21 protein-coding genes and 1 tRNA gene are annotated in these 20,235 nt (G+C 74.5%); 9 read left to right on the top strand and 13 right to left on the bottom strand.

The annotated features are described in order from the left end of the window. Positions 1 to 98 precede the first annotated feature (98 nt). Together SK069_RS12935 and SK069_RS12930 are read left to right on the top strand one after the other, a co-directional pair. Entirely contained in the window at positions 99 to 1,061 is a 963-nt protein-coding gene (locus SK069_RS12935; protein WP_319954658.1) for a hypothetical protein, read from the top strand. A 39-nt stretch (positions 1,062 to 1,100) separates the two neighbouring features. Continuing rightward, positions 1,101 to 1,781 (top strand): hypothetical protein, encoded by a 681-nt coding sequence (locus tag SK069_RS12930; protein WP_319954657.1) that lies wholly within the window; start codon positions 1,101 to 1,103, stop codon positions 1,779 to 1,781. A 32-nt stretch (positions 1,782 to 1,813) separates the two neighbouring features. Here SK069_RS12930 and SK069_RS12925 read toward each other — a convergent pair whose 3' ends face one another. Beyond that, complete coding sequence (locus SK069_RS12925; RefSeq protein WP_319954656.1) at positions 1,814 to 3,274, bottom strand: glycosyltransferase family 39 protein; 1,461 nt, start codon at positions 3,272 to 3,274, stop codon at positions 1,814 to 1,816. Between the two features lie 131 nt (positions 3,275 to 3,405). Then, on the bottom strand, positions 3,406 to 3,939 hold the full coding sequence (locus SK069_RS12920; RefSeq protein ID WP_319954655.1) for a ferritin: 534 nt from the start codon (positions 3,937 to 3,939) through the stop codon (positions 3,406 to 3,408). A gap of 107 nt (positions 3,940 to 4,046) precedes the next feature. Here SK069_RS12920 and SK069_RS12915 point away from each other — a divergent pair, with 107 nt between their 5' ends. The 7 genes from SK069_RS12915 to SK069_RS12885 all read left to right on the top strand — a co-directional run bounded on the left by SK069_RS12915 (position 4,047) and on the right by SK069_RS12885 (position 10,648). Continuing rightward, positions 4,047 to 4,223 carry a hypothetical protein gene (locus tag SK069_RS12915; protein WP_319954654.1) on the top strand — a complete coding sequence of 59 codons (177 nt, stop codon included), beginning with the start codon at positions 4,047 to 4,049 and terminating at the stop codon, positions 4,221 to 4,223. Positions 4,224 to 4,266: 43 nt separating this feature from the next. Further along, the gene (locus tag SK069_RS12910) at positions 4,267 to 5,214 is read left to right on the top strand and encodes a UDP-glucuronic acid decarboxylase family protein (RefSeq protein ID WP_319954653.1); all 948 of its coding nucleotides are present in this window, start codon (positions 4,267 to 4,269) and stop codon (positions 5,212 to 5,214) included. Positions 5,215 to 5,383: 169 nt separating this feature from the next. Beyond that, complete coding sequence (locus SK069_RS12905) at positions 5,384 to 6,946, top strand: sugar transferase (protein ID WP_319954652.1); 1,563 nt, start codon at positions 5,384 to 5,386, stop codon at positions 6,944 to 6,946. A 429-nt stretch (positions 6,947 to 7,375) separates the two neighbouring features. Continuing rightward, positions 7,376 to 8,185, top strand: coding sequence for an ABC transporter permease (locus SK069_RS12900; RefSeq protein WP_319954651.1), 810 nt, complete (start codon positions 7,376 to 7,378; stop codon positions 8,183 to 8,185). Next, positions 8,182 to 9,036: an ABC transporter ATP-binding protein gene (locus SK069_RS12895; RefSeq protein WP_319954650.1), complete on the top strand. Its 855-nt coding sequence runs from the start codon at positions 8,182 to 8,184 to the stop codon at positions 9,034 to 9,036. Before SK069_RS12900 ends, SK069_RS12895 begins: the two co-directional genes overlap by 4 nt. After that, positions 9,033 to 9,572, top strand: coding sequence for a hypothetical protein (locus tag SK069_RS12890; protein WP_319954649.1), 540 nt, complete (start codon positions 9,033 to 9,035; stop codon positions 9,570 to 9,572). The genes SK069_RS12895 and SK069_RS12890 overlap by 4 nt, the downstream gene beginning before the upstream one ends. Next, a complete protein-coding gene (locus SK069_RS12885) occupies positions 9,569 to 10,648 on the top strand; it encodes a glycosyltransferase (protein ID WP_319954648.1) in 1,080 nt (359 codons plus the stop codon). The genes SK069_RS12890 and SK069_RS12885 overlap by 4 nt, the downstream gene beginning before the upstream one ends. 127 nt (positions 10,649 to 10,775) lie before the next feature. Here the strand turns inward: SK069_RS12885 and SK069_RS12880 are convergent. The 11 genes from SK069_RS12880 to ahbA form a co-directional block, all read right to left on the bottom strand. Continuing rightward, a tRNA-Lys gene (locus SK069_RS12880) sits at positions 10,776 to 10,849 on the bottom strand. A 42-nt stretch (positions 10,850 to 10,891) separates the two neighbouring features. After that, entirely contained in the window at positions 10,892 to 11,629 is a 738-nt protein-coding gene (locus tag SK069_RS12875) for a hypothetical protein (RefSeq protein WP_319954647.1), read from the bottom strand. A gap of 101 nt (positions 11,630 to 11,730) precedes the next feature. Beyond that, positions 11,731 to 13,143: a twin-arginine translocase subunit TatC gene (gene tatC, locus SK069_RS12870; protein ID WP_319954646.1), complete on the bottom strand. Its 1,413-nt coding sequence runs from the start codon at positions 13,141 to 13,143 to the stop codon at positions 11,731 to 11,733. 24 nt (positions 13,144 to 13,167) lie between these two features. Further along, positions 13,168 to 13,425 carry a twin-arginine translocase TatA/TatE family subunit gene (tatA, locus tag SK069_RS20305; RefSeq protein WP_406628288.1) on the bottom strand — a complete coding sequence of 86 codons (258 nt, stop codon included), beginning with the start codon at positions 13,423 to 13,425 and terminating at the stop codon, positions 13,168 to 13,170. Positions 13,426 to 13,575: 150 nt separating this feature from the next. Further along, on the bottom strand, positions 13,576 to 14,586 hold the full coding sequence (locus tag SK069_RS12860) for a polyprenyl synthetase family protein (protein WP_319954645.1): 1,011 nt from the start codon (positions 14,584 to 14,586) through the stop codon (positions 13,576 to 13,578). A gap of 37 nt (positions 14,587 to 14,623) precedes the next feature. Continuing rightward, positions 14,624 to 15,442 carry a c-type cytochrome gene (locus tag SK069_RS12855; protein WP_319954644.1) on the bottom strand — a complete coding sequence of 273 codons (819 nt, stop codon included), beginning with the start codon at positions 15,440 to 15,442 and terminating at the stop codon, positions 14,624 to 14,626. After that, positions 15,439 to 16,245, bottom strand: a complete 807-nt coding sequence (locus tag SK069_RS12850; RefSeq protein ID WP_319954643.1) for a cytochrome b — start codon at positions 16,243 to 16,245, stop codon at positions 15,439 to 15,441. The genes SK069_RS12855 and SK069_RS12850 overlap by 4 nt, the downstream gene beginning before the upstream one ends. Before the next feature lie 6 nt (positions 16,246 to 16,251). Continuing rightward, complete coding sequence (locus tag SK069_RS12845; RefSeq protein ID WP_319954642.1) at positions 16,252 to 16,926, bottom strand: QcrA and Rieske domain-containing protein; 675 nt, start codon at positions 16,924 to 16,926, stop codon at positions 16,252 to 16,254. A 200-nt stretch (positions 16,927 to 17,126) separates the two neighbouring features. Further along, positions 17,127 to 17,708, bottom strand: a complete 582-nt coding sequence (locus SK069_RS12840; protein WP_319954641.1) for a hypothetical protein — start codon at positions 17,706 to 17,708, stop codon at positions 17,127 to 17,129. Continuing rightward, positions 17,705 to 18,988 carry a glutamate-1-semialdehyde 2,1-aminomutase gene (gene hemL, locus SK069_RS12835; RefSeq protein WP_319954640.1) on the bottom strand — a complete coding sequence of 428 codons (1,284 nt, stop codon included), beginning with the start codon at positions 18,986 to 18,988 and terminating at the stop codon, positions 17,705 to 17,707. Before hemL ends, SK069_RS12840 begins: the two co-directional genes overlap by 4 nt. 34 nt (positions 18,989 to 19,022) lie before the next feature. Continuing rightward, positions 19,023 to 20,135, bottom strand: coding sequence for a siroheme decarboxylase subunit alpha (ahbA, locus tag SK069_RS12830; RefSeq protein WP_319954639.1), 1,113 nt, complete (start codon positions 20,133 to 20,135; stop codon positions 19,023 to 19,025). Between the last annotated feature and the right edge of the window lie 100 nt (positions 20,136 to 20,235).

The raw sequence follows: 20,235 nt of genomic DNA, 5'->3' as shown, positions 1-20,235 counted from the left end.
GAGGCCCGGCGCGACCCCCGCCGCCCGGGGGACCCGGGCCGTTCGGCCGGCCGTCCAGCACCGGGTCGACGGCGCCGGCCCGGCGCTAGCCTGGCGCCGTGCGCGCTCCGACCTCGCGCGTCGCGGCCCTCGTCGTCGCGGCGCTCCTCCTCGCGCTGCTGCCGACGAGCGGCGGCGTCGCGTTGGCGGCCCCCGCGTCCGGCGCGCTGGACGCGCGACCGAACGCCGACGGCACCACGTCGCTGACGTGGACGCTGCGCGGGACGAGCGACGAGATCAACGTGCTGCCGCACCTGCGCTGCCCGGTGGACCCGACGGCCGACGGGCCGTTCGCCGGGGCACGGGTCCCGTGCCTGTGGATCGTCGACCACGAGGCCGCGTACGCGCCCGGCCCCGACGGCTGCGCGGCCGTCGACGGGCGCCTGGCCTCCTGGCGCTGCGACATGCGGCGGTTCCGCGACGTCACGATCGACGCCGCCGAGGCGGGCGAGTCGTCGCTCATCATGCTCAACACCCTCGCGGGCGGCGGCAGCGGCGTCTGCGCGTGGATCCCGCTCGCGATCCGCCTCGGCGGCGGCTCCGGCGAGGTCCGCGCCGCCGACGGCTGCCCGCAGGTCATCACCTGCGCTCCCGCCTACGCGGGGACGATCACGCGCGACCGGTTCGACCGCGTCACCGGGTGCCGCGCGGTGCGGGGCGCGACCGCCGGGTCGGCGTCGCCGGGGACGGACGGCGCCGCGTGCGCGGCGGGCACGGCGGAGCGGACGTCGCGCAGCCCCCTGGAGCGCGTCGCCGTCGCGCTGCGCGGGCGGCGCGGGATGCGGATCGCCATCCGCCTGCGCCGGGCGGCGCTCCTGCACGTGGACATCGAGGCGCGCGGCGCGCGCGGGTGGCGCCGCGTGCGGCGGATCGACCGCTGCGGGCGCGCGGGCGCGAACGTCGTGCGCGTGGGCGACGCGACCGGCGGCCGGCGCGGGGCGCGCAACTACCGCGTCGTGGTCCGCTCGCCCGCCAGCGCCTACCCGCTCCGGTCGAGCTGGACGACCCTGCCGCGGTCCTGACGCCGGGCATCGCGCGGCCGGTCCTGCGACGATCACGGCATGCGCGCGCGCCGGCTCGTCGATGCCCGATCGCTCACCGCGGTCCTCGCCGCGGCGGCGCTCGGCCTCCCCGCGAGCGCGGCGGCCCACGGCGGGATCACCGTCGCCCAGGGCGGCAGCGGCGGCGTGCGGATCCTCGTCCAGGGGACGGAGGCCGCCGCGGCCGACGGGTCGGCGGCCGCGGACCTCTCCACGACGCTCGACGGCGCGGGCTCCGGAGCGGGCGCGCGGGTCGTCTACTGGATCCGCCCGAAGGGCCGGGAGCGCGCGTTCCGGGTCCGGACCGAGCGCGACGAGCGCGGCATCCACCACGCCGAGATCCGCACCGCCGACCGCGGCTCGTGGCAGGACTGGGACGTCGCGGCGTACGTCACGCTGAGCACCGGCCGCGAGCTGCGGGTGACGAACGACCGCCGCGATCCGCCCGGCCCGCCGGAGGCGCCCGCGAGCGGCGGCACCCCGCCGCCGACCACGACGACGGAGGCCGCGCCGCCCGCCGGCGCCGGCACGACGACGGACGCGGCGCCGGCCGACGACGCGAGCTCGGCCGTCGAGGACGTGTCGGGCGAGGGCGACGGGACGCCCGGCTGGGTCGTTCCGAGCATCGTCGTCCTCGTCGTGCTCGGCGTCGTCGCCGTCGTCCTGCGCCAGCGCCGCCTGCCGCCGGACCCGCGCGACTAGCGTCGGCGCCACCCCGTCGCGACCCGCACCGATCAGGGCACGACGTAGGCCGCCTTCGACGCCGCGCGGCGCAGCGACGAGACGTCCTGGGCGGTGACCGGGACCGTCGCACCCGCGGCGGGGGCCGCCCAGACGTAGATCCGCCACTGATCGCTGCGCTCCTGCGCGCGCACGAGGCGCATGCCGCGGACCGGCGGCGCCGGGATCGGCCGGACCCGCGGGACGTCCTTCCCGCGCGCGGCGGGGCGGTCGATCACCGCGATCGAGTGGAACCCGCGGCCCTCCGGGCTCGACGTCGGCAGGCGCCACGCGCCCGGCACGTAGTGGACGACGGGCAGCAGCTGGTCGCGGTCCACGAGCAGGAGCTGCGGGCCGCCGCCGACCGCCGCGGCCCGGAAGGCGCCGCGCCAGTCGTCGCGCTGGGCGCCCGGCGTGACGGCGACCCAGGCGATGACGCCGAGCTGCACGGCGACGACGACCCCGACGCCCACGCGCGACCACCGCGGTCCGGCCGCGGCGGCGATCCCCACGAGCGCCCACAGGGCCGGCATGAGGAGCAGCAGGTTCCGGCTGAGGACGACGTCGAAGCCCGCGATCGCGGCGAGCTCGGGCACGAGCCACACGACGGCCGCCAGCCCGCCGACGAGTGCCGCCCGCCGCGCCGCGCCGCCGTCCGCGCGGGCGGCGCGCCACCCGCCGAGGAGCACGGCGGCGAGCAGGAGCGCGACGCCGAAGCCGAGCGGGTCCTCGACGGGGGCGGCGTAGCCGACGGCGAACTGCTTCGGCGCCGCGAGCGTGCGCTCGAGCAGCCCGCCCCCGGAGGCGATGCCGTTGTACATGCCGGTCGACTGCTGGTCGAGGGCGATCGGCACGAGGGCGAGGGCCGCCGCGCCGGACAGCGCGAGGGGGGCGACCGCGGCGCGGGGCAGGATCGGGGCGCCGGTCCCGCGCATCCGGCGCAGGACGAGCAGCCAGCCGAGGCCGAGCACGAGCAGCCCGAAGTAGTGCGTCCACGCGAGCGCGGCGGCCGCGAGGGCCCAGCGCCACAGGCGGCCCGGCGTGGGGTCCTCGAGCGCCACGACGAGCGCGAGCCAGGCGATGCCGGCGACGAGCAGCAGGAGCGCGTACGTCCGAGCCTCCTGGCCCATCCAGTGCGCGAGCGGGTTGACCGCGAGCAGGAGCCCGGCGAGGAGCCCCGCCGCCGCACCGTGGCGTGGTCCGGCGACGCGCCGGGCCAGGAGCGCCGTGGGCCAGACGGCGAGCGATCCGACGAGCGCCGAGAGCAGGCGCAGATCCACGTCGCCGCTCCCGACGACCTGCCGCCAGCCCCAGCCCAGGAGGTAGTAGAGCGGCGGGGTGTTCTCGGTCTGGCGGATGAGCGACCAGACCCGCCCGAGGTCGTCGCCGGCCGTGACGTTGACGGTGAAGATCTCGTCGAGCCAGAGGCCCTGGACGTCGATCGTCGCGACCCGGAGCGCGAGCGCGAGCAGCACGAGCGCCGCGACGAGCAGCCCGAAGCGGCGCGACCAGGGGTCGACGCGCGCGTCCCCGCCCGGGCTGTCGTGGGAGGCGGTGATCTCGAGGTCCGTTCGGGCTCGGCGCCGCGACGCGCGGCGCGCGGCGATCAGCGGTCGCCGCCGGCGGTGGGCGGCGCGCCCGCCTCGTCGTCCTCGCCGCCGAAGCTCTCGCGCGCGAGGAACTCCTCGACCCAGAGCGGGTTCTCCTTCGCGCGCGTGACGGTCGTGAGCAGGTCGGACATCGTCGCGACCTCCTCGACCTGCTCCTTCAGGAACCACTGGATGAACTGCTCGGACTGGTAGTCCCCGGCCTCGCGCGCGACCTTCGCGAGGCGCTCGATCTGCTGCGTGACCTGCTTCTCCTGCTCGAGGGCGAGCTGGATCGGCTCCACGATGTCGGCGAACCCGTTGCGCGGGGCGGCGACCGCCGGGATCACGACCTCGGCGTCCTGGTCCATGAGGTACTGGACCATCTTCAGCGCGTGGCCGCGCTCCTCGACGGCCTGGCGGTAGAAGAACGCCGCCAGGCGCGGCAGCGTGTCGGCGTCGTAGTGGACGGCCACCGCGACGTACTGCTGGCTGGCGGCGAACTCGTTGGCGATCTGCTCGTTGAGCGCGTCGACGAAGGCGGGCGCGGGCATGGCGGGGACGATAGCCCGCCGCAACGACCGCCATTCGGCCGGCGCGGCACGGCCCGGCCGACGGCGGGGTCGCAGCGGCCCCACCGGGGTACCCTGGGGAGAGGCGCATGGGCTCGACCGTCATCACGAAGAAGAAGTGCTGCAAGAGCGACCCGCGCTGCAAGAAGTGCCCCGTGGTCTGGAAGCGGCTGGAGCGCGCGGACCTCGCCGAGCGGCTGTCCCGGCGGGAGTACGCGCCGGCGGAGAAGATCCCGAAGAAGGCCTTCAAGGCCGCCCGCCGCTAGGGCCGATCGCCCGGCGCGCGGGCGCCCGCTAGCGTTGCGCCCCATGGCGACCTGTCTGGTGACCGGCGGAGCGGGGTTCCTCGGCTCCCACCTCTGCGACGAGCTGCTCTCGCGGGGGCACCGCGTCATCTGCGTCGACAACCTCGAGACCGGGTCGCTGCGCAACATCGCGCACATCCGCCGGCCCGAGTTCGAGTTCCGCCAGGTCGACATCGTCCAGCCGTTCTTCGTCGACGAGCCGGTCGACGTCGTCTACCACGCCGCCTCGCCGGCGTCGCCGATCGACTACCTGCGCCTGCCGCTGCACACGCTGAAGGTCGGCTCGCACGGCACGCACCACGCCCTCGGCCTCGCGAAGGCCCACCGCGCGCGGTTCCTCCTCTTCTCCACGAGCGAGGTCTACGGCGACCCGCAGGTCCATCCGCAGCAGGAGTCCTACTGGGGGCACGTCAACCCGATCGGCCCGCGCGGCGTCTACGACGAGGCGAAGCGCTACGCCGAGGCGCTGACGATGGCCTACCACCGCCAGCAGGGCGTCGACACGACGATCGTCCGGATCTTCAACACCTACGGCGCGCGGATGCGCCCGCACGACGGTCGCGCGATCCCGACGTTCCTGCGCCAGGCGCTCTCCGGCGAGCCGATCACCGTCTTCGGGGACGGCTCGCAGACGCGGTCGTTCTGCTTCGTCGACGACCTCATCGACGGGATCATCCGCCTGGCGGAGTCGGGCGAGCACCAGCCGGTGAACGTCGGCAACCCGGACGAGTTCACGCTGCTGGAGCTCGCGGAGACGGTCATCGACCTCACGGGGTCCGCCAGCGAGATCCTGCACCAGCCGCTGCCCACGGACGACCCGAAGCAGCGTCGTCCGGACATCACCCGCGCGCAGGAGCTCCTCGGCTGGGAGCCGCGCGTCTCGCTGCGGGACGGCCTGCAGCGCACGATCGAGCAGGCCGGGCGCGACGGCCTGCTCGGCCGCAGCGCCTAGAGCGCGTCGTCGGCCCACCGGCGCCGGCGTCGATCGGCGGCCGTCGAACGACCGCGCACGAGCGGCGTACGGCGAACGCGGGCCGGACCGGACGGGGACCGCCGTCCGGGCGGGTCGCGCCCCCAGGACGGGCGCAGTCGGGTCGGGGATCTGCCAGCATTCGCTGCTGGTGCCGTCCGGGATCCGCACACACGAGCCTGGCGATCAGCGCCCCCTCGCCGCCCCCTCCGAGCCGTTGCCCGGGGCCGGCAACCGGAGCGCGGCCGTCCTGCCGTCGGTCGACGTCCGCTCGAAGCGGCCAGCCGTCCTCGGCTACCTGCTGCGCGTGGACACGCTGCGGCAGGCGCTGCGCGTCACGACGCTGCTGGCCCTCGACGCGTTCGGCGTCTGGGCGGCGATCTTCTGCGCGCTCGCGGTGAAGGGCGCCTGGACCGAGGGGTTCGACCTCTCGATCCACGCCGAGCAGGCGCGCGACGTGGCGCCGTTCGCGGTCCTCGTCCTCCTCTTCAACTTCGCGCGGCTCGGGCTCTACGGCCGCCGCAACGAGCGCCCCGGCCTGGGGAAGATCGTCACCGGCAGCTTCCAGGCGATGGTCGTGATCATGCTGTTCGTCCTCATCGACGGGCAGCGCGACGCCTTCACGAGCTACTACATCTTCTGGGGCGGCCTGATCTGGACGATCGTGGTGATCGCGACCCTCCGCCTGCTCTACGAGAGCACGAGCGGGGCGGTCCTCCGGCACACCGGGCAGGAGCGCCGCGCGATCCTCGTCGGGCCCGCGCACCACGCCGACGCGGTGGCGACCGCGCTGCGCGAGGACGTCGACTCGGCGATCACCGTCGCCGGCGCGCTGCGCGTCGACGAGCGCGGCCCGCGCCCGCAGCGGTCGCGCTCGCTCGGCGTCATCGGCGACCTGCCGCGGCTCCTGGACGAGCACGTCTGCGACGAGGTGATCATCACCGACCCCGCGTTCCCGCAGGACCTCGCGCTGGAGATCGTCGACCAGGCGCACCACCGCGGGATCAACGTCCGCGTCGCCCCGTCGACGATGGAGATCCTCGTCAAGCGGGCCGAGTTCCTGCCGGGGCAGACGCTCCCGCTCTTCGAGCTCCGCCCCCCGGTCTCGGAGGGCGTCGACTTCGCGATCAAGCGGACGTTCGACCTCGTCGTCTCCTCGACGATCCTCCTGCTGCTCAGCCCGCTGCTGCTGGCGATCTCGGTCGCGATCAAGCTCACGAGCGCCGGGCCGGTGATCTACCGCTCGCGCCGCCCCGGCATCGGCGGCCAGCCGTTCGACTGCCTGAAGTTCCGCACGATGTACCAGGACGCCGACGCGCGCCAGGCGGAGCTCGAGGCGCTGAACGAGGCCGGCGGCGCGATCTTCAAGATCCGCGACGACCCGCGGGTCACCCCGGTCGGCCGCGTCCTGCGCCGGCTCTCGATCGACGAGCTGCCGCAGCTGCTGAACGTCCTCCGGGGCGAGATGTCGCTCGTCGGCCCGCGTCCGCTGCCGCAGCGCGACTACGACCGGCTCGAGGAGTGGCACAAGAAGCGCTACCACGTGCTGCCGGGCGTCACCGGCCTGTGGCAGGTCTCCGGCCGCTCGGACCTCGACTTCGACGACATGGTTCGCCTCGACTTCCTCTACCTCGAGCGGTGGTCGGTGTCGATGGACCTCTCGATCCTCGTGAAGACCCTCCCGGCCGTCCTCGGCCGTCGCGGCGCCTTCTGAGCGACACCCTGGAGGAGCCGCCTCAGCGGCCGGCGGGAACCACGTCGCGTGCCCCGTCGTCGCGGCGCCGCTCCGGGGCGGGCCCGTCGTGACTCGCAGAGCCCGCGACCGACCCCGGGCGGCCGTCGGACCACGTCGCGGCCCCGGCGGGTGCGACGGCACCGCGTCCGGGGAGCAGCAGGACGAGGAGCGCCGCGGCGATCACCAGCGGCAGGGCGCGGAGGAGGGTGCGACGGAGGGGCACCCCTCGGGTGTAGCGCCCGCGGCCCGGCGCGGGAAGGCCGACCGGAGGAATGTCCGCCCCCGGATCGACGGCGTGGCGGCGGCCTCGTACGGGCGTCCAGCGGTCCGGCGTGGCGGCGTCCGTACCGCGCCCGCGGGGACCCGCGGGGACGTGCCGCCCCCGAACGCGCGATCATCCACCGGTCGATGAGCTCCACGTCGGTCACCCGCCCGAGCGATCTGCGCGGTCACGGCTTCCTGTTCCAGCAGCTCGTCCAGCGCGAGCTGCGGCAGAAGTACCAGGGCTCCGTGCTCGGGCTCGTCTGGTACCTCATCAACCCGCTGCTGCTGCTCGGGTCGTACTACCTCATGTTCGGGGTCGTGCTGAAGCCGATCGAGCACGACGACTATCCGCTGTTCGTCATGACCGCGATGGTCGTCTGGCTCCTCGTGAGCCAGACGCTGCCGGCGGCGGGCGACAGCCTGCTCTCGCAGTCGGCGCTGCTGCGCAAGGCGCGCTTCCCCCGGGAGATCATCCCGACGGCGACCGTCGCGGTGCAGGCGATGACGTTCCTCGCGCTGCTGACGATCGTCGCGGTGATCACCGTCCCGCTGCGCGGGACGCTGGACCCGGCGCTCCTGCTGCTGCCGTTCGTGGCGGCGCTCAACATCCTCGCCGTCCAGGGCGCCGCCCTGGCGCTGTCGGCGCTCCACGCGCACTTCCGGGACGTCATGCCGATCGTCAGCGCGATCCTCGTCCCCTGGTTCTTCCTGACGCCGATCTTCTACGAGCCGGCCGACCTCGAGCTGCGCGACGCGCCGCACGCGGCGGTCGTCGCCCTCGAGTGGGGCAACCCCGTGGCCCCGTTCGTCGAGGCGACGCGCCAGATCCTCTACTACGGCCACGCGCCCGGGCTCGACCTCTGGGCCTACATGGTGGCCGCGACCGGGATCGCGCTCGTCGGCGGCTGGGCGATCTTCCGTCGCCTGCAGCGCGACCTGGCGGTGCTCCTGTGAGCGGCGGGCTCGAGGCCGGCGCGATCCGCTTGCGCGACGCGACGCGCGCCTTCGACGTGCGGATCGACAGCGGCCGCACGCTGAAGGAGGTCCTCGTCGGCGGCCTGCGGCGGCGCTCGGCCCCCGGGGGACGCGACCCGCGGCACCCCCCGCCGGTCCAGGCCCTGCGCGGCGTGAGCCTCGACATCGCCCCGCGCGAGACGGTCGCGATCGTCGGGCGCAACGGCGCGGGCAAGAGCTCGACGCTGCGCGTCCTCGCGGGGATCGTGCCCCTGGACAGCGGCAGCGTGGAGATCGGCGGTCGCGTCGCGGCGCTGCTCGACCTCGCCGCCGGCTTCAGCCGCGACTTCTCCGGCCGCGAGAACATCGTCATGGGCGGAGCCCTCTACGGGCTCAGCCGGCGCGAGGTCGAGGAGCGGATGGAGGCGATGGTCGCCTTCAGCGAGCTCGGCGACTTCGTCGACCTGCCGCTGAAGACGTACTCGACCGGCATGCTCGTCCGGCTGGCGTTCGCGATCGTCGCCGAGCTCGACGCCGACGTCCTCCTCATCGACGAGGTGCTCGCGGTCGGCGACGGCGCGTTCCAGCGCAAGTGCGAGGAGCGGATCGCCCAGCAGGTCGCGGGCGGCTCGACGCTCGTGCTCGTGTCCCACGACCTCGCGCTCATCGAGCGGACGTGCGAGCGCACCGTGCTGCTGGACAACGGCCGCGTCGCCGCGGACGGCCCGACGGCCGACGTCCTGGCCGAGTACCGCCACGTGCTCGAGGACGCCTCCGCGCCCGTGCGCGGCAGCGGCGCGCCCGCCGTGCCGGCGGGCGCGGACGCCGATCGTCAGGATTCCGCGTCGTGAAGCCCGAGGAGGCCCTGGCGGCCGCGCGCGAGCGCTCCGCCGCGAAGGCCGACGTCACCATCCCGGCGGGCGGGCTCGTCGTCCGCCGCAGCGCCCAGCCCAACGACGAGGAGCTCCTGCAGTGGGCCGTCGTCGAGCCGGACCTGGAGGAGGTCCGCTCCACCCGCCGCCTCGGCGCGCCGGTGACGCGGACGAAGCAGCTGCTGCTGCGCCTGCTGGGCCAGTACCACGCCCAGGTCCTGTCGGTCCAGAACCGGGTCAACGTCCACCTGGCGCTGCGCTCGAGCCTCGCGCGCGACGAGGTCCGCGACCTGCGGGCCGAGGTCGACGCCCTGCGCAAGCGGCTGCGCGAGACGGAGGACGCGCTGGGGATCTCGCGGGCCCAGGCCGACGAGCTCGCCGACGCCCGCGCCGAGCAGCGGCGGGCCGAGGAGGCCGCGGCCCCCGAGCCCGGCGCCGAGGGTCCCGGCGGCGGCCCGATCGACCCGACCGACGGCCGGACCGCCGACGCGCAGGAGCGAGCGAACGCCCGATGAGCATCACCGTCCACCAGGTGATCGGCGGCGCGGGTCCCTACGACGCGATCACGACCCAGGCGCTGCGCTACCGCAAGCTCTTCGACGAGTGGGGCTGGAAGGGCCGCGACACCGCCGTCCACATCGACCCGCGCGTCGGCGATCGCTTCGCGAGCCTCCGGTCGCTCGCGCCGGCGCCGACCGACGTCGTCTTCGCCCAGTACTCCGCCTACACGCCGGGCCTCGGCGAGCTGCTCGCGTCGCACCCGCGCTCGCTCGTCCTGTGCCAGAACATCACCCCGCCGGAGTGGTTCTGGGCCCACGACCCCCTCACCGCCCTGCAGTGCTACCTCGGGCGGCGCGAGGCGAAGCGCGTCATGGGGGCCGCGACGGTCCCCGCCGGAGCCTCGCGCTACACCGCCGAGGAGTTCGGGGCGAGCACCGTCATCCCGATCCTCTTCGAGCCCGAGCGCTACGGCGCGCCGGGACCCGACGAGCGCCCGGGGCCCTCGGGCACGGCCGGTCCGCCGGCGGACGGCGGCGAGATCCTCTTCGTCGGCCGGCTCTGCCCGCACAAGCGCCACGACGCCCTGATCCGCACGGTCGCCCTGCTGCGCGCGCGCCACCGGCCGCGGGCCACGCTGCGGATCGTCGGCGAGCCGGTGAACGAGGGCTACGGCGCCGAGGTCCAGCAGCTCGGCCGGCTGCTGCTCGGCGACGCGTTCACCTGGGACCGCGGCCTGACGCAGCAGGAGCTCGCCGACCGCTACCGCTCCGCGCACGTGCTCTGCTGCATGTCCGAGCACGAGGGCTTCTGCGTCCCGATCCTCGAGGCGTTCCACTTCGGCCTGCCGGTCGTCGGCCGCCCGTCCGGTGGCGTGGCCGAGGTCGCCGGGGACGCGGCGCTGCTGACCGACGAGCCGCACCTCGGCGTCGTCGCCGGGCTGCTGGACGTCGTGCTCGGCGACGCGGAGCTGCGCGCCGAGCTGCGCGAGCGGGGCCGGGCACGCCTGCGGGTCTACGACGAGGGCACGACGGCGGCCGCGCTGCGCGCCGCCGTCGAGGAGGTCGTCGCGCGCACCCCCGCCGTCGTCTGAGGCGGCCCTGGGGCCGAGCCGCGACGCGCCGGGCGGCGCGCGCCGGAACGACGAAGGCCCCGCCGGAGCGGGGCCTTCGTGCTTCGAGTCTCCTGTCCACGTCCGGCGGGCGGCCGGCGGAGAGAGGTGCCCCGGGAGGGACTCGAACCCTCAACCTTCGGATTAAGAGTCCGCTGCTCTAACCAGTTGAGCTACCAGGGCTCGGCGATGGTAGCCGATGCCCCGCTCCCGGCGTCGCGCGGCCTACTCGTCGGGCAGGGTGATCGTCTGGGGCGTCGTCGCGGTCGCCTGGCCCTGGCCGAGCGCGGCGTCCTTGCCGCCCTTCTCGAGCGCCTCGACCTGCTGGCGGACCGCGGTGCGCTGGTTCGGCCGGGCGGCGGCGATCGCGTCCTGGCCGTTGATCTTCGCCTGGCGCTTGCGGTCCGCGGCGAGGTTCGCCTGCATCAGCGCGAGGTACTGCGCGAACGGCGGACGGGTGCCGGCGCGCTCGGCGCGGGCGATCGCCGCCGCGGTGACGACCGCCTGGGCGTCGGCCCACTGGCCGGGCTTGTTCAGGATCGAGGGGCTGAAGACGGTGACCATCTTCTTCGCCGTCGTCTCGTCGACCCGCTCGGGATCGGTGGCGAGGTAGCGCGTCCACGCGTCGGCGGCCCCCTGGAAGCCGCGCCGGGCCTCGTCGGAGACCGCGCCGGTGTCCGGGTCGATCTGCCCGACGGCGATGTCGTACCGCGCGGAGGCGAGCGCCGCCAGGACCTTCCCGTCGCGGGGCTTCTGGACGACCTCCTTCTCGAGCCGCTCGACGCGCTCGCGCTGCTCCTTGGCGAGGTCGCCGCCGCCGCCCTGGTTGTTGCCGTCGAAGACGCCGGGGAGGCCCGAGCCGACGCCGAAGAAGATCAGGCCGCCGACGAGCACGACGGCGAGCACGAGGTAGACGGCCTGGATGAGCCGCTTGCGGCCGGGCGCGGCCAAGTCGAACAGCATGGGCGCCAGGATAGAGCGGTTCCGAGTGCCGAGCCGCCACCTCGAGCGCGCGGGTCGTTCCCCGCGCGCGCCCGCGGCGCCGTCGGGGCGCGGACCGCCGCTCAGTCGCGCGGGCCGCCGGCGGGTCCCGGCCCGTCGTCGTCGGCGGCGTACGGGTCGCGCGCGTCGAGGTCGTCGGCCTCCTCCCACCACGGCGCCGGCTCCTGCGAGCCGACGACCCGCGGCCCGGCCGGATCGCCCTGGAGCGCGGGGTCGGGCGCCTCGCCGGCAGGGGCAGCGCCGCCGGCCACCGCTCCCGGGTCGTCGTCGGGCCCGGCATCGGTGGCCCCGCCCGGCCAGGTCGGCTCGGGCGGGTCGCCGGGGACGGAGCGCGCGTCGTCGACGGGCCAGCGGGGCTCGTCCTCGTCGTCGTGGTCGCGGTCCCAGGGATCGACGTCGTCGCCGCCGTCGCCACCGCGCGGTGCGTCGGGACCGCCGCCGAGATCGTCGTCGTCGTCCTCGTCGTCGTCCCACATCTTCCAGCGATCCCGTGCCGGGCTGCGCCGCTCGAGGAACGCCGCGACGAGGAGGCTCAGCTCGAAGAGCACCACGAGGGGCGCCATGACGAGGAGCATCGTCACCGGATCCGGCGTCGGCGTGATGACGGCCGCGACCACCGCGGCGATCAGCACGACGATGCCGCGTTGCTTGCGCAGCTGCGTGACGCTCAGGACGCCGAGCCGGCTGATGGCCAGGACGAGCACGGGGACCTGGAACGCGATCCCGGTCCCGGCCAGGAAGAGCGTGACGAACTTGTAGTAGTCCTTGGCCTGGACGAGGATGTCGAAGGCCTGGTCGTTGAAGTTCTGGAGGAAGTCGACGGCCCGTGGCAGCGCGAGGAAGTACCCGAACGCGACGCCGCCGTAGAAGAGGAACGGGATCCCGACCATCACGGGGACCACGACGCGTCGCTCGCGGGTCGTGAACGCCGGGATGAGGAACGCGTACAACTGGTAGAGCAGCAGCGGCAGCGCGAGCACGAGCGCCGCGTAGAGCGCGACGTTGATCGTCTGGAAGAACGGCTCGGCGACGCCGAGGGTCACCGGGCGCCGCTCCGTCGACCGTGGCGCGAGCTTCGCCGCGTCGGTCAGGGCCTTCGTCGCCGTCTCGACCCGCGCGAGCTGCTCGGCGGTGGACGCGCGCGTCGACGCGGACTCGTTCGCCGCCAGCGCGCTCGTCGTGCCGGACAGCTGCTGGATCGCCGGCGTCAGCGCGCCGAGGGCCTTCGCCACCGCGCGGTCGAAGCACGCGGACTTCTCGAGCGAGTCGCCCGCCTCCGCGCAGTCGCGCGGCGCCTGCTGCGACTGCTCCAGGGGCTTGTTGACGATGTCGAGGACGCGCTCGTTCTGCCAGTAGGTGAAGCTGAACGCGACGACGAGGATCGCCAGGCAGATGAACAGCCGGGATCGGAGCTCCGTGAGGTGCTCGACGAGGGTGAGCCGGTCCTCGTGCTGGACCGGACGAAGGACGGCCATCTGCCGTCGGGACCGCCGGGGAGCCTACTCGCGCGTGCCGGACTCGCTGCGCTGCGACTCGCGCTGCGCGAACGCCTCGCCCGCGTCGGGGCGGTCCTCCGGCGCCGCGTCGAGCGACGTCGTCGAGGCGCGCTTCTCCTGCTTGTCGTCACCGCTGATCGAGTCCTTGAACTCGCGCATGCCGGTGCCGAGCTGCTTGCCCAGGCCGGGCAGGCGCTTCGGGCCGAAGATCACGAGGACCACGACCAGGATGATCAGGAGCTCGGGGACACCGATGGGCATGGGTGCATCCTTCCACGACGGGGTTGGGAGGGAAACGTCCGAGCGGCGGCGATCGGATGCCCCGCATGCTCCATCTGGACGCGTACGCTGTCCAGCCCGGCGTCGCCGCCGGCCCCTCCGGACGGCCGCCCCGGCGGCGCCTCGCCCGGCTCAGAGGCGGCGGTCCACGACGCCGCGCCCGATGAGGCGCAGCGCGCGATCGCGTCCGGCGTCGCCGTCCGGCGGGAGCGCCGCGAGCGCCACGTCGACGAGCTCACGCGCCCGCCGCTCCGTGGCGACGGTCGCCCCGGTCGCCGCGATCCGGTCGCACGCGGCGGCCGCGCCCGCGGGATCGAGCGCCCGCAGGTCGAGCTCGCGCAGCACCGGGTCCTCGGCGCGCGCGAGCAGCAGCGGCAGCGTCACCGTGCCGTCGAGGAGGTCGGTCCCGCGCGGCTTGCCGGTGACCTCCGGCGGGCCGACGACGTCGAGCACGTCGTCGAAGAGCTGGAACGCGACGCCGATCGCGGTCGCGAAGCGCGCGTAGGGCTCCGGCGCGACCCCGCCCACCTGGGCGCCGAGCGTCGCCGCGGCGGCGAACAGCGCCCCCGTCTTCAGCCGGCACCGCTCGAGGTAGCGCGCCTCATCGACGTCGGTGCGCCACGCGTCGGCGCGCTGGAGCAGCTCGCCCTGCGCGAGCTCGCGACACGCGCCGGCGAGCGCCTGCACGGCCGACGTCGAGCCACCCGCGGCGAGCTCGGCGAAGGCGGCGGCGAAGAGCGCGTCCCCGAGGCAGGTCGCGGCGGCGCGTCCGTGCTCGGCGAACGCCGTGGGCCGCCCGCGCCGCAGCGGCGCGGCGTCGAGGACGTCGTCGTGGGCGAGCGTCGCGGTGTGGATCAGCTCGAGCGCCACTCCGGCGCGCACGGCGGCGCGGGCGCGCTCGTCGTCGTCCCCGGCGGCGGCGCCGGCCACGACGATCGCCAGCAGCGGCCGGAGGCGCTTGCCACCGGCGGCGACCGCGGCGGTCCCCGCGAGGTCCACCGCCTCCTCGCCGGGGCCCGCGACGTCCCGGAGCCGGGACTCGACCGCGGCGACGAGGCCCGCGACGTGCGGGCCCGCCGCGTCGGCGATCGGCGCGACGACGGCCGGGACCGCCGCGCGAGGCTCGGTGTCGCCGGCCGTCACCGTCGCTGCGGAGCGTCCCGCCGCGGAAGGGGCGGGATCAGCCGCCCGGGACCGAGTCGTTGCCCTCGCCGGCACCCTCGGGCGCGGCGTCGCCACCGGCGTGGCCCTCCTCGGAGCCGGAGCTCTTCAGGGTGGCGAGGAAGTACGCCATGTCCTCGAGCTTCTGCGGACCGAGCTTCGAGAAGGACGGCATCGGCAGCGTCGGGTTGATCAGCGTCTCGCGGATCGCGCCCTCCTTCAGCCGGTCGCCGATCGCGGTCAGCTGGGGACCGGGACCGTCGTTGCCGTTGTGCCCGATCTTGTGGCAGCCGCCGCAGCCGCTCTGGGCCACGAGGCGCCGACCGCGCTCCCACTGCTCCTGGTCCTCGCTGCTCGCCGTCATGATCGACGCCGGCGGTTCGATCTCCACGCGGGAGGGCGGCTCCGCCTCGGCACCGAGGTACGAGAGGAAGAACATCGCGCCGATGACGCAGATGCCGGCCGTCGTGGCGACCGGGCGACGGAGCGGGTGACGCTCCGGGTTGCGGTCGTAGAACGGCAGCAGGAACAGCAGCAGCATCGCGATCGTCGGGACGCCGACGGTCGCGAGGGTCACGAGCTCCGGCGGCTTGATGACGCGCAGCAGCTCGAACGCCCAGAAGTAGTACCACTCGGGGCGCGGGGCGTACGTGGTCGTCGTCGCGTCGGCCTTCGCCGTCAGCTCGCCACCGAGGACGATCGACAGCAGCATGATCGTCCCGACGACGACGATCATCATCACGCCGTCCTTGACGATGATGTAGGGGAAGAACGGCTTCCCCTGCGCCTTCAGGACGGCGTACTCGCGGAGGTACTCCTCCTTCTCGCGCTGGTTCATGCGTCGTGCTCCTTCAGGTCGCTGCCGACCTTGTCGGCGCGCACCCACGGCGGGGCGGTCGTGCCCAGCTTGATGACGAGGTAGAGGTGGGCCACGATCAGGCCGATGATGAGGCCCGGGATCAACATCATGTGGATGATGTAGAAGCGCGAGAGGGTCAGGGTCGTGACGTCCGGTCCGCCGAGGGCGATGTCCGGGATGAACGGCCCGAGCAGCGGCGCGTTGCCGCCGATGTTCATCGCGACGACCGACGCCCAGTAGGCGCGCTGGTCGAACGGCAGCAGGTAGCCGGTGACCGACATCACGAGCGTCAGCACCAGCAGGGCGACGCCGATGACCCAGTTCAGCTCACGCGGGTACTTGTACGCGCCGAAGAAGAACGTCCTCGCCATGTGGAGGAACACGAGGACGACCATCACCGTCGAGCCCCAGCGGTGCATGCCGTGGAGGAACTCGCCGAGGAAGACCTCGTTGTTGATGTACTTCATCGACTCGTAGGCCCGGGTGGCCGACGGCTCGTAGTACATCGCCAGCACCATGCCGGTGATGACCTGGCTGATGAAGGCGACCATCGTCGCCGTGCCCAGGGTGTAGAACCAGTTCGTCCCCTTGGGGATCGGCCGGAACATCACCCAGCGGACGGTCCCCGAGAGCGACGTGCGCTCGTCGACCCAGTCGGCGGCGCTGATGGCCGCCTCCTTGACGAGGTCCTGGGGCTTGTCGTCGACCGACGGGTCGTCGGGCCGCTTCGGCTGCGGCCTGAGCGCCGCGGGCGGCGACGGGAGGAGCTTGATCTTCGCCATGAGGGATCAGGTGCCGGGGAGCTTGCGCATCGTCGGACGCGACGGGAACAGGTACTGGCCGACGCCGTCCAGCGCCTGCCCGGGCGGGCGCGGCGAGAACCGCTTGAGCTCGGAGTTCACCGAGTAGCGGCGGCCGACCTCGACCCGGCCGTTGACGACCCGGGTGTAGAAGCGATCGAGTGGGCGGACCGGCGGGCCGCCGGCCACCTTGCCGACGAAGTCGTAGACCCCGCCGTGGCACGGGCAGATGAAGTGCTGCGCGGCCTGCACGTAGCGGGCCGGGCAGCCCATGTGCATGCAGCGGGACGAGATCGCGACGTAGCGGCTGTACTGGTCCTGCGGACCTTCGGTGTCGACGCGGTCGTTGTGCTTGCGCACGTAGACCGTCGTCTTGCCGACCTGACCGGTCTTCGGGTCGAGGGTGATCACCCGCGGCACGTACGTGTCGTCGGGGATCTCGTCCTCGGCTCCGACGTCGTGCCAGCCGGTGTCGACCTCGACGAAGGGCTGGCCGAGCGCGAAGCCGGTCGCGGAGAGGGCGACTCCGCCGATCGCGATGCCGCCGGTGACGTTGGCGGCGAGGACCATCATGCGCCGACGGGTGACCGTCTCACCCTCGAAGGCGCCGGGGATTCCGCGGTCGAGGGTGTACTTGCTCTTCGCTGGGCGTCGTTCGGACACGTGTGAGGCTCCTGCGTGGACCCACGGGGGCCGCGTGGGACGCCGGGCATCGTATCGGCCGCGGGCGCAAGAGGAGCGCCCCTCGCCGCCGACGCGGGTGCTATGGCCCGTCGGCCCTGCTCTGACGGCGGTTCCGGGGCCCTCGGCGTGCGCCGTCGACCGGCGGCGCTCGGGCGCCCCGTGGACGACCCGATCCCGGATCAGGACGTCACGACGCCGGGCACGCGGCCGGCGCGGGCGACCCGCAGCAGCCGGGCCTCCGCGCTCTCGGCGCCCGTCCCGAGCGCGCCGGCCGCGACCGACCAGAGCGCCGCGGTCCGCACCTGCGCCGTCGCCGGCGCGCCCGTGCCCGCGTGGTGCGCGGGACCCAGCGCCCATGCCGCGCCCGCGTGCAAGCGCGCGACCAGCGCGACGACGTCGGCGAGGATCGCGACCTCGGCGGTCCACCCGCCGGCCGCGAGGCGCTCGAGACCGAGCGCGAGGAGGCGGTCGCCGGCGAGCAGCGCGAGGTCGCGATCGTCGGTGCGGACGATCCGCGCCCGCTCCGGGACGTGGTGGACGAGCTCGGCCTCGCGGGTCGCCTCGGCGGCGAGCGCCAGGTCCGGACCGATGACGTCCGCGCGGGGCGCGCCGGCGAGCGCCTGGGCGATCCGCCGGTCGGCGGCCGGTCCCGGGTCGACGACGACCTCGCCGAGCAGGCCGCCCTCGGCGCGCAGGAGGCCCGCGATCGCCGTCAGCGGGTCGGCGCCCGCGGAGCCGTCCGCGGCGCCGGCGGGCCTCACCCCAGCACCTCGAAGGCGGCGGCCGCCGCCTCGACGGTGCGGGCGACGTGGTCGGGCTCGTGGGCGAGCGAGACGAACCACGCCTCGTAGCCCGACGGCGGCGCGTAGACCCCGCGGGCCAGGAGGCCGCGGCACCAGGCGCCGTAGGCCTCGTGGTCCGCGTCGCGCGCATCGGCGTAGTCGCGGACGGGGCGGTCGCGGAAGAAGAGCGTGACGAGCCCGGTCTCCGACACGACCTGGACCGGCCGGTCGCCGGCCGCCTCGCGCAGGCCGGTGGCGAGCGCCGTCGTCGTCTCGCTGAGCCGGAGGTAGGCGTCGTCATCCAGCAGGCGCAGCGTCGCCAGGCCCGCGGCGACCGCCAGCGGGTTCCCCGAGAGCGTCCCGGCCTGGTAGACGTCGCCGACCGGCGCGAGGCGCTCCAGGAGCTCGCGCGGGCCGCCGAACGCGGCCGCCGGCAGGCCGCCGCCCAGGATCTTGCCCATGACCGTCAGGTCCGGCGTGACGCCGCTGAGCTCCTGCGCCCCGCCGGGGGCGACCCGGAAGCCGGAGATCACCTCGTCGAAGATCAGCAGCGCGCCGTGCTCCTCCGTCAGCTCGCGCAGCCGGGCGAGGAAGCCCTCCTCCGGCGGGACGAGGCCCATGTTCGCCGGGTAGGGCTCGGCGATGAGGGCGGCCACCTCGTGCTCCCGCAGCGCCGCCTCGACCGCGTCGAAGTCGTTCCACGGCACGATGACCGTCGCGGCCGCGGCCGACGGCAGGACGCCCGGCGACGACGGGATGCCCTGCGTCGCGAGGCCCGAGCCGGCGTCGGCGAGCAGCCCGTCGACGTGCCCGTGGTAGGCCCCGGCGAACTTCACGACGACGTCCCGGCCGGTCGCGGCCCGTGCGAGGCGGATGGCGCTCATCGACGCCTCGGTGCCCGACGACGTCATCCGGAGCATCTCGACCGAGGGAACGCGGCGGGCGACCTCCTCCGCGAGCTCGACCTCGAGCGCCGTCGGCGCGCCGAAGGTCGTGCCGGCGGTCGCGGTGTCCTGGATCGCCGCCAGGACCTCGGGATGCGCGTGCCCGTGGATCAGCGGGCCCCAGGAGCAGACCCAGTCGACGTAGCGGTTGCCGTCGACGTCGAGCAGGTCGACGCCGGCGGCGCGCTCGACGAAGATCGGGTCGCGCCCGATCGAGCGCATGGCGCGCACCGGCGAGTTCACCCCGCCGGGCAGCACCCGCGCGGCGCGGGCGAAGAGCTCGGCGGACTTGGCGTCGGTCAGGGAGGCGGTCATGGCGATGTCGCGATCCGCGGGCTCGTGCGCCGGGTCAGACGCCGGCGTGCTCGCGCTCCCAGTTGCGGAAGTCGTCGGTGAAGTACAGGAGCCGGATCTTCTTGAACTCGGTCGAGCTGTAGAGCGTCGCCCGGTCGTGGATGCCGTCGACCTCGGAGGCGATCGCGTCGAGGATCGCGTCGCACTCCTCCTTCGAGCGGCCGTGGGCCATCGTGAAGACCTGGTACTTCCAGTCGGCGTACGTCGGCCGCTGGTAGCAGTGGCTGATGCCGCGGTAGGCGGCCATCCGGATGCCGATCTCCTCGATCCGGTCCGGGTCCACCTGCCAGACGCCCATGCCGTTGGCGCTGAAGCCGGCGCGGCGGTGGAAGAGGATCGCGGCGACGCGGCGCAGGAGGCGACGCTCGGTCATGCCCTCGAGGTGCTCGAGCAGGCGCTCGACCGGCATCCCGAGCTCGGCGGCGGCGGGCGCGAAGGGCTCGGCGATCACCGGCAGGTCGCCCTGCGTCGCGCGGACGACGCGACGGTCGAGCTCGTCGTAGGGCTGGCGCTCGGTCTCGGCGGGCGCGACGGCCTCGCCGGCGGCGGCGAGGTCCTGCGTGTCGCCCGTCATCTTCAGGTCCATCCGGATCTTGAAGAGCTGCAGCGTCGGCAGCTGGCGGATCGACTCGGCACCGGTGAGCTCCTGCAGCACGTCGAGCGTCCCCTGCAGGCCGAGCTTCGAGTCCTCCTCGACGGCCAGCGTGAACCACATGTTGAACTCGTGGTTGCGCAGGTAGTTGTGGCTCACGCCCGGGTGGCCGTTGATGATCTTCGCCGGGCCCCACGGATGCTCGGGGTCGACCTTCGCGGCGACGAGCATCGAGCCGTAGCCGAACGCCCGCGTGTCGTAGATCGGCGTGACCTGGCGGATGATCCGCTCGCGCACGAGGCGCTCGGTCCGGCGCAGGACCTCGTCCTCGGTGATGCCGGCCCGCGTCGCCACCTCGGCGTACGGGCGCGGCACGAGCGGGAAGGACCCCTGGAGCAGGTCCAGGAGCTGCTTGTCGACGTCGTCGAGCGGGACCGCGGCCCCGTCCTTGCGGCTGCGCGCCTTGCCGACGCCGGGCAGGATGCCGTCGGTCGTCGTCGTGTCGTTCGTGGCCATCGGGACTCCTCGGGGGTCGAGCGCCGCCGCGGGCCGGGCCGGTGGTGGCACTCCCTCTGATCCTAGATGCCCGGCGTGGCGCGTTCGTTGCGACGCGCCC

Source organism: Patulibacter brassicae, from assembly GCF_033949425.1.
Taxonomy (GTDB): domain Bacteria; phylum Actinomycetota; class Thermoleophilia; order Solirubrobacterales; family Solirubrobacteraceae; genus Patulibacter; species Patulibacter brassicae.
The sequence above is the reverse complement of the archived record's forward strand: the minus strand, read 5'-3'. Positions and strand labels throughout refer to the sequence as shown.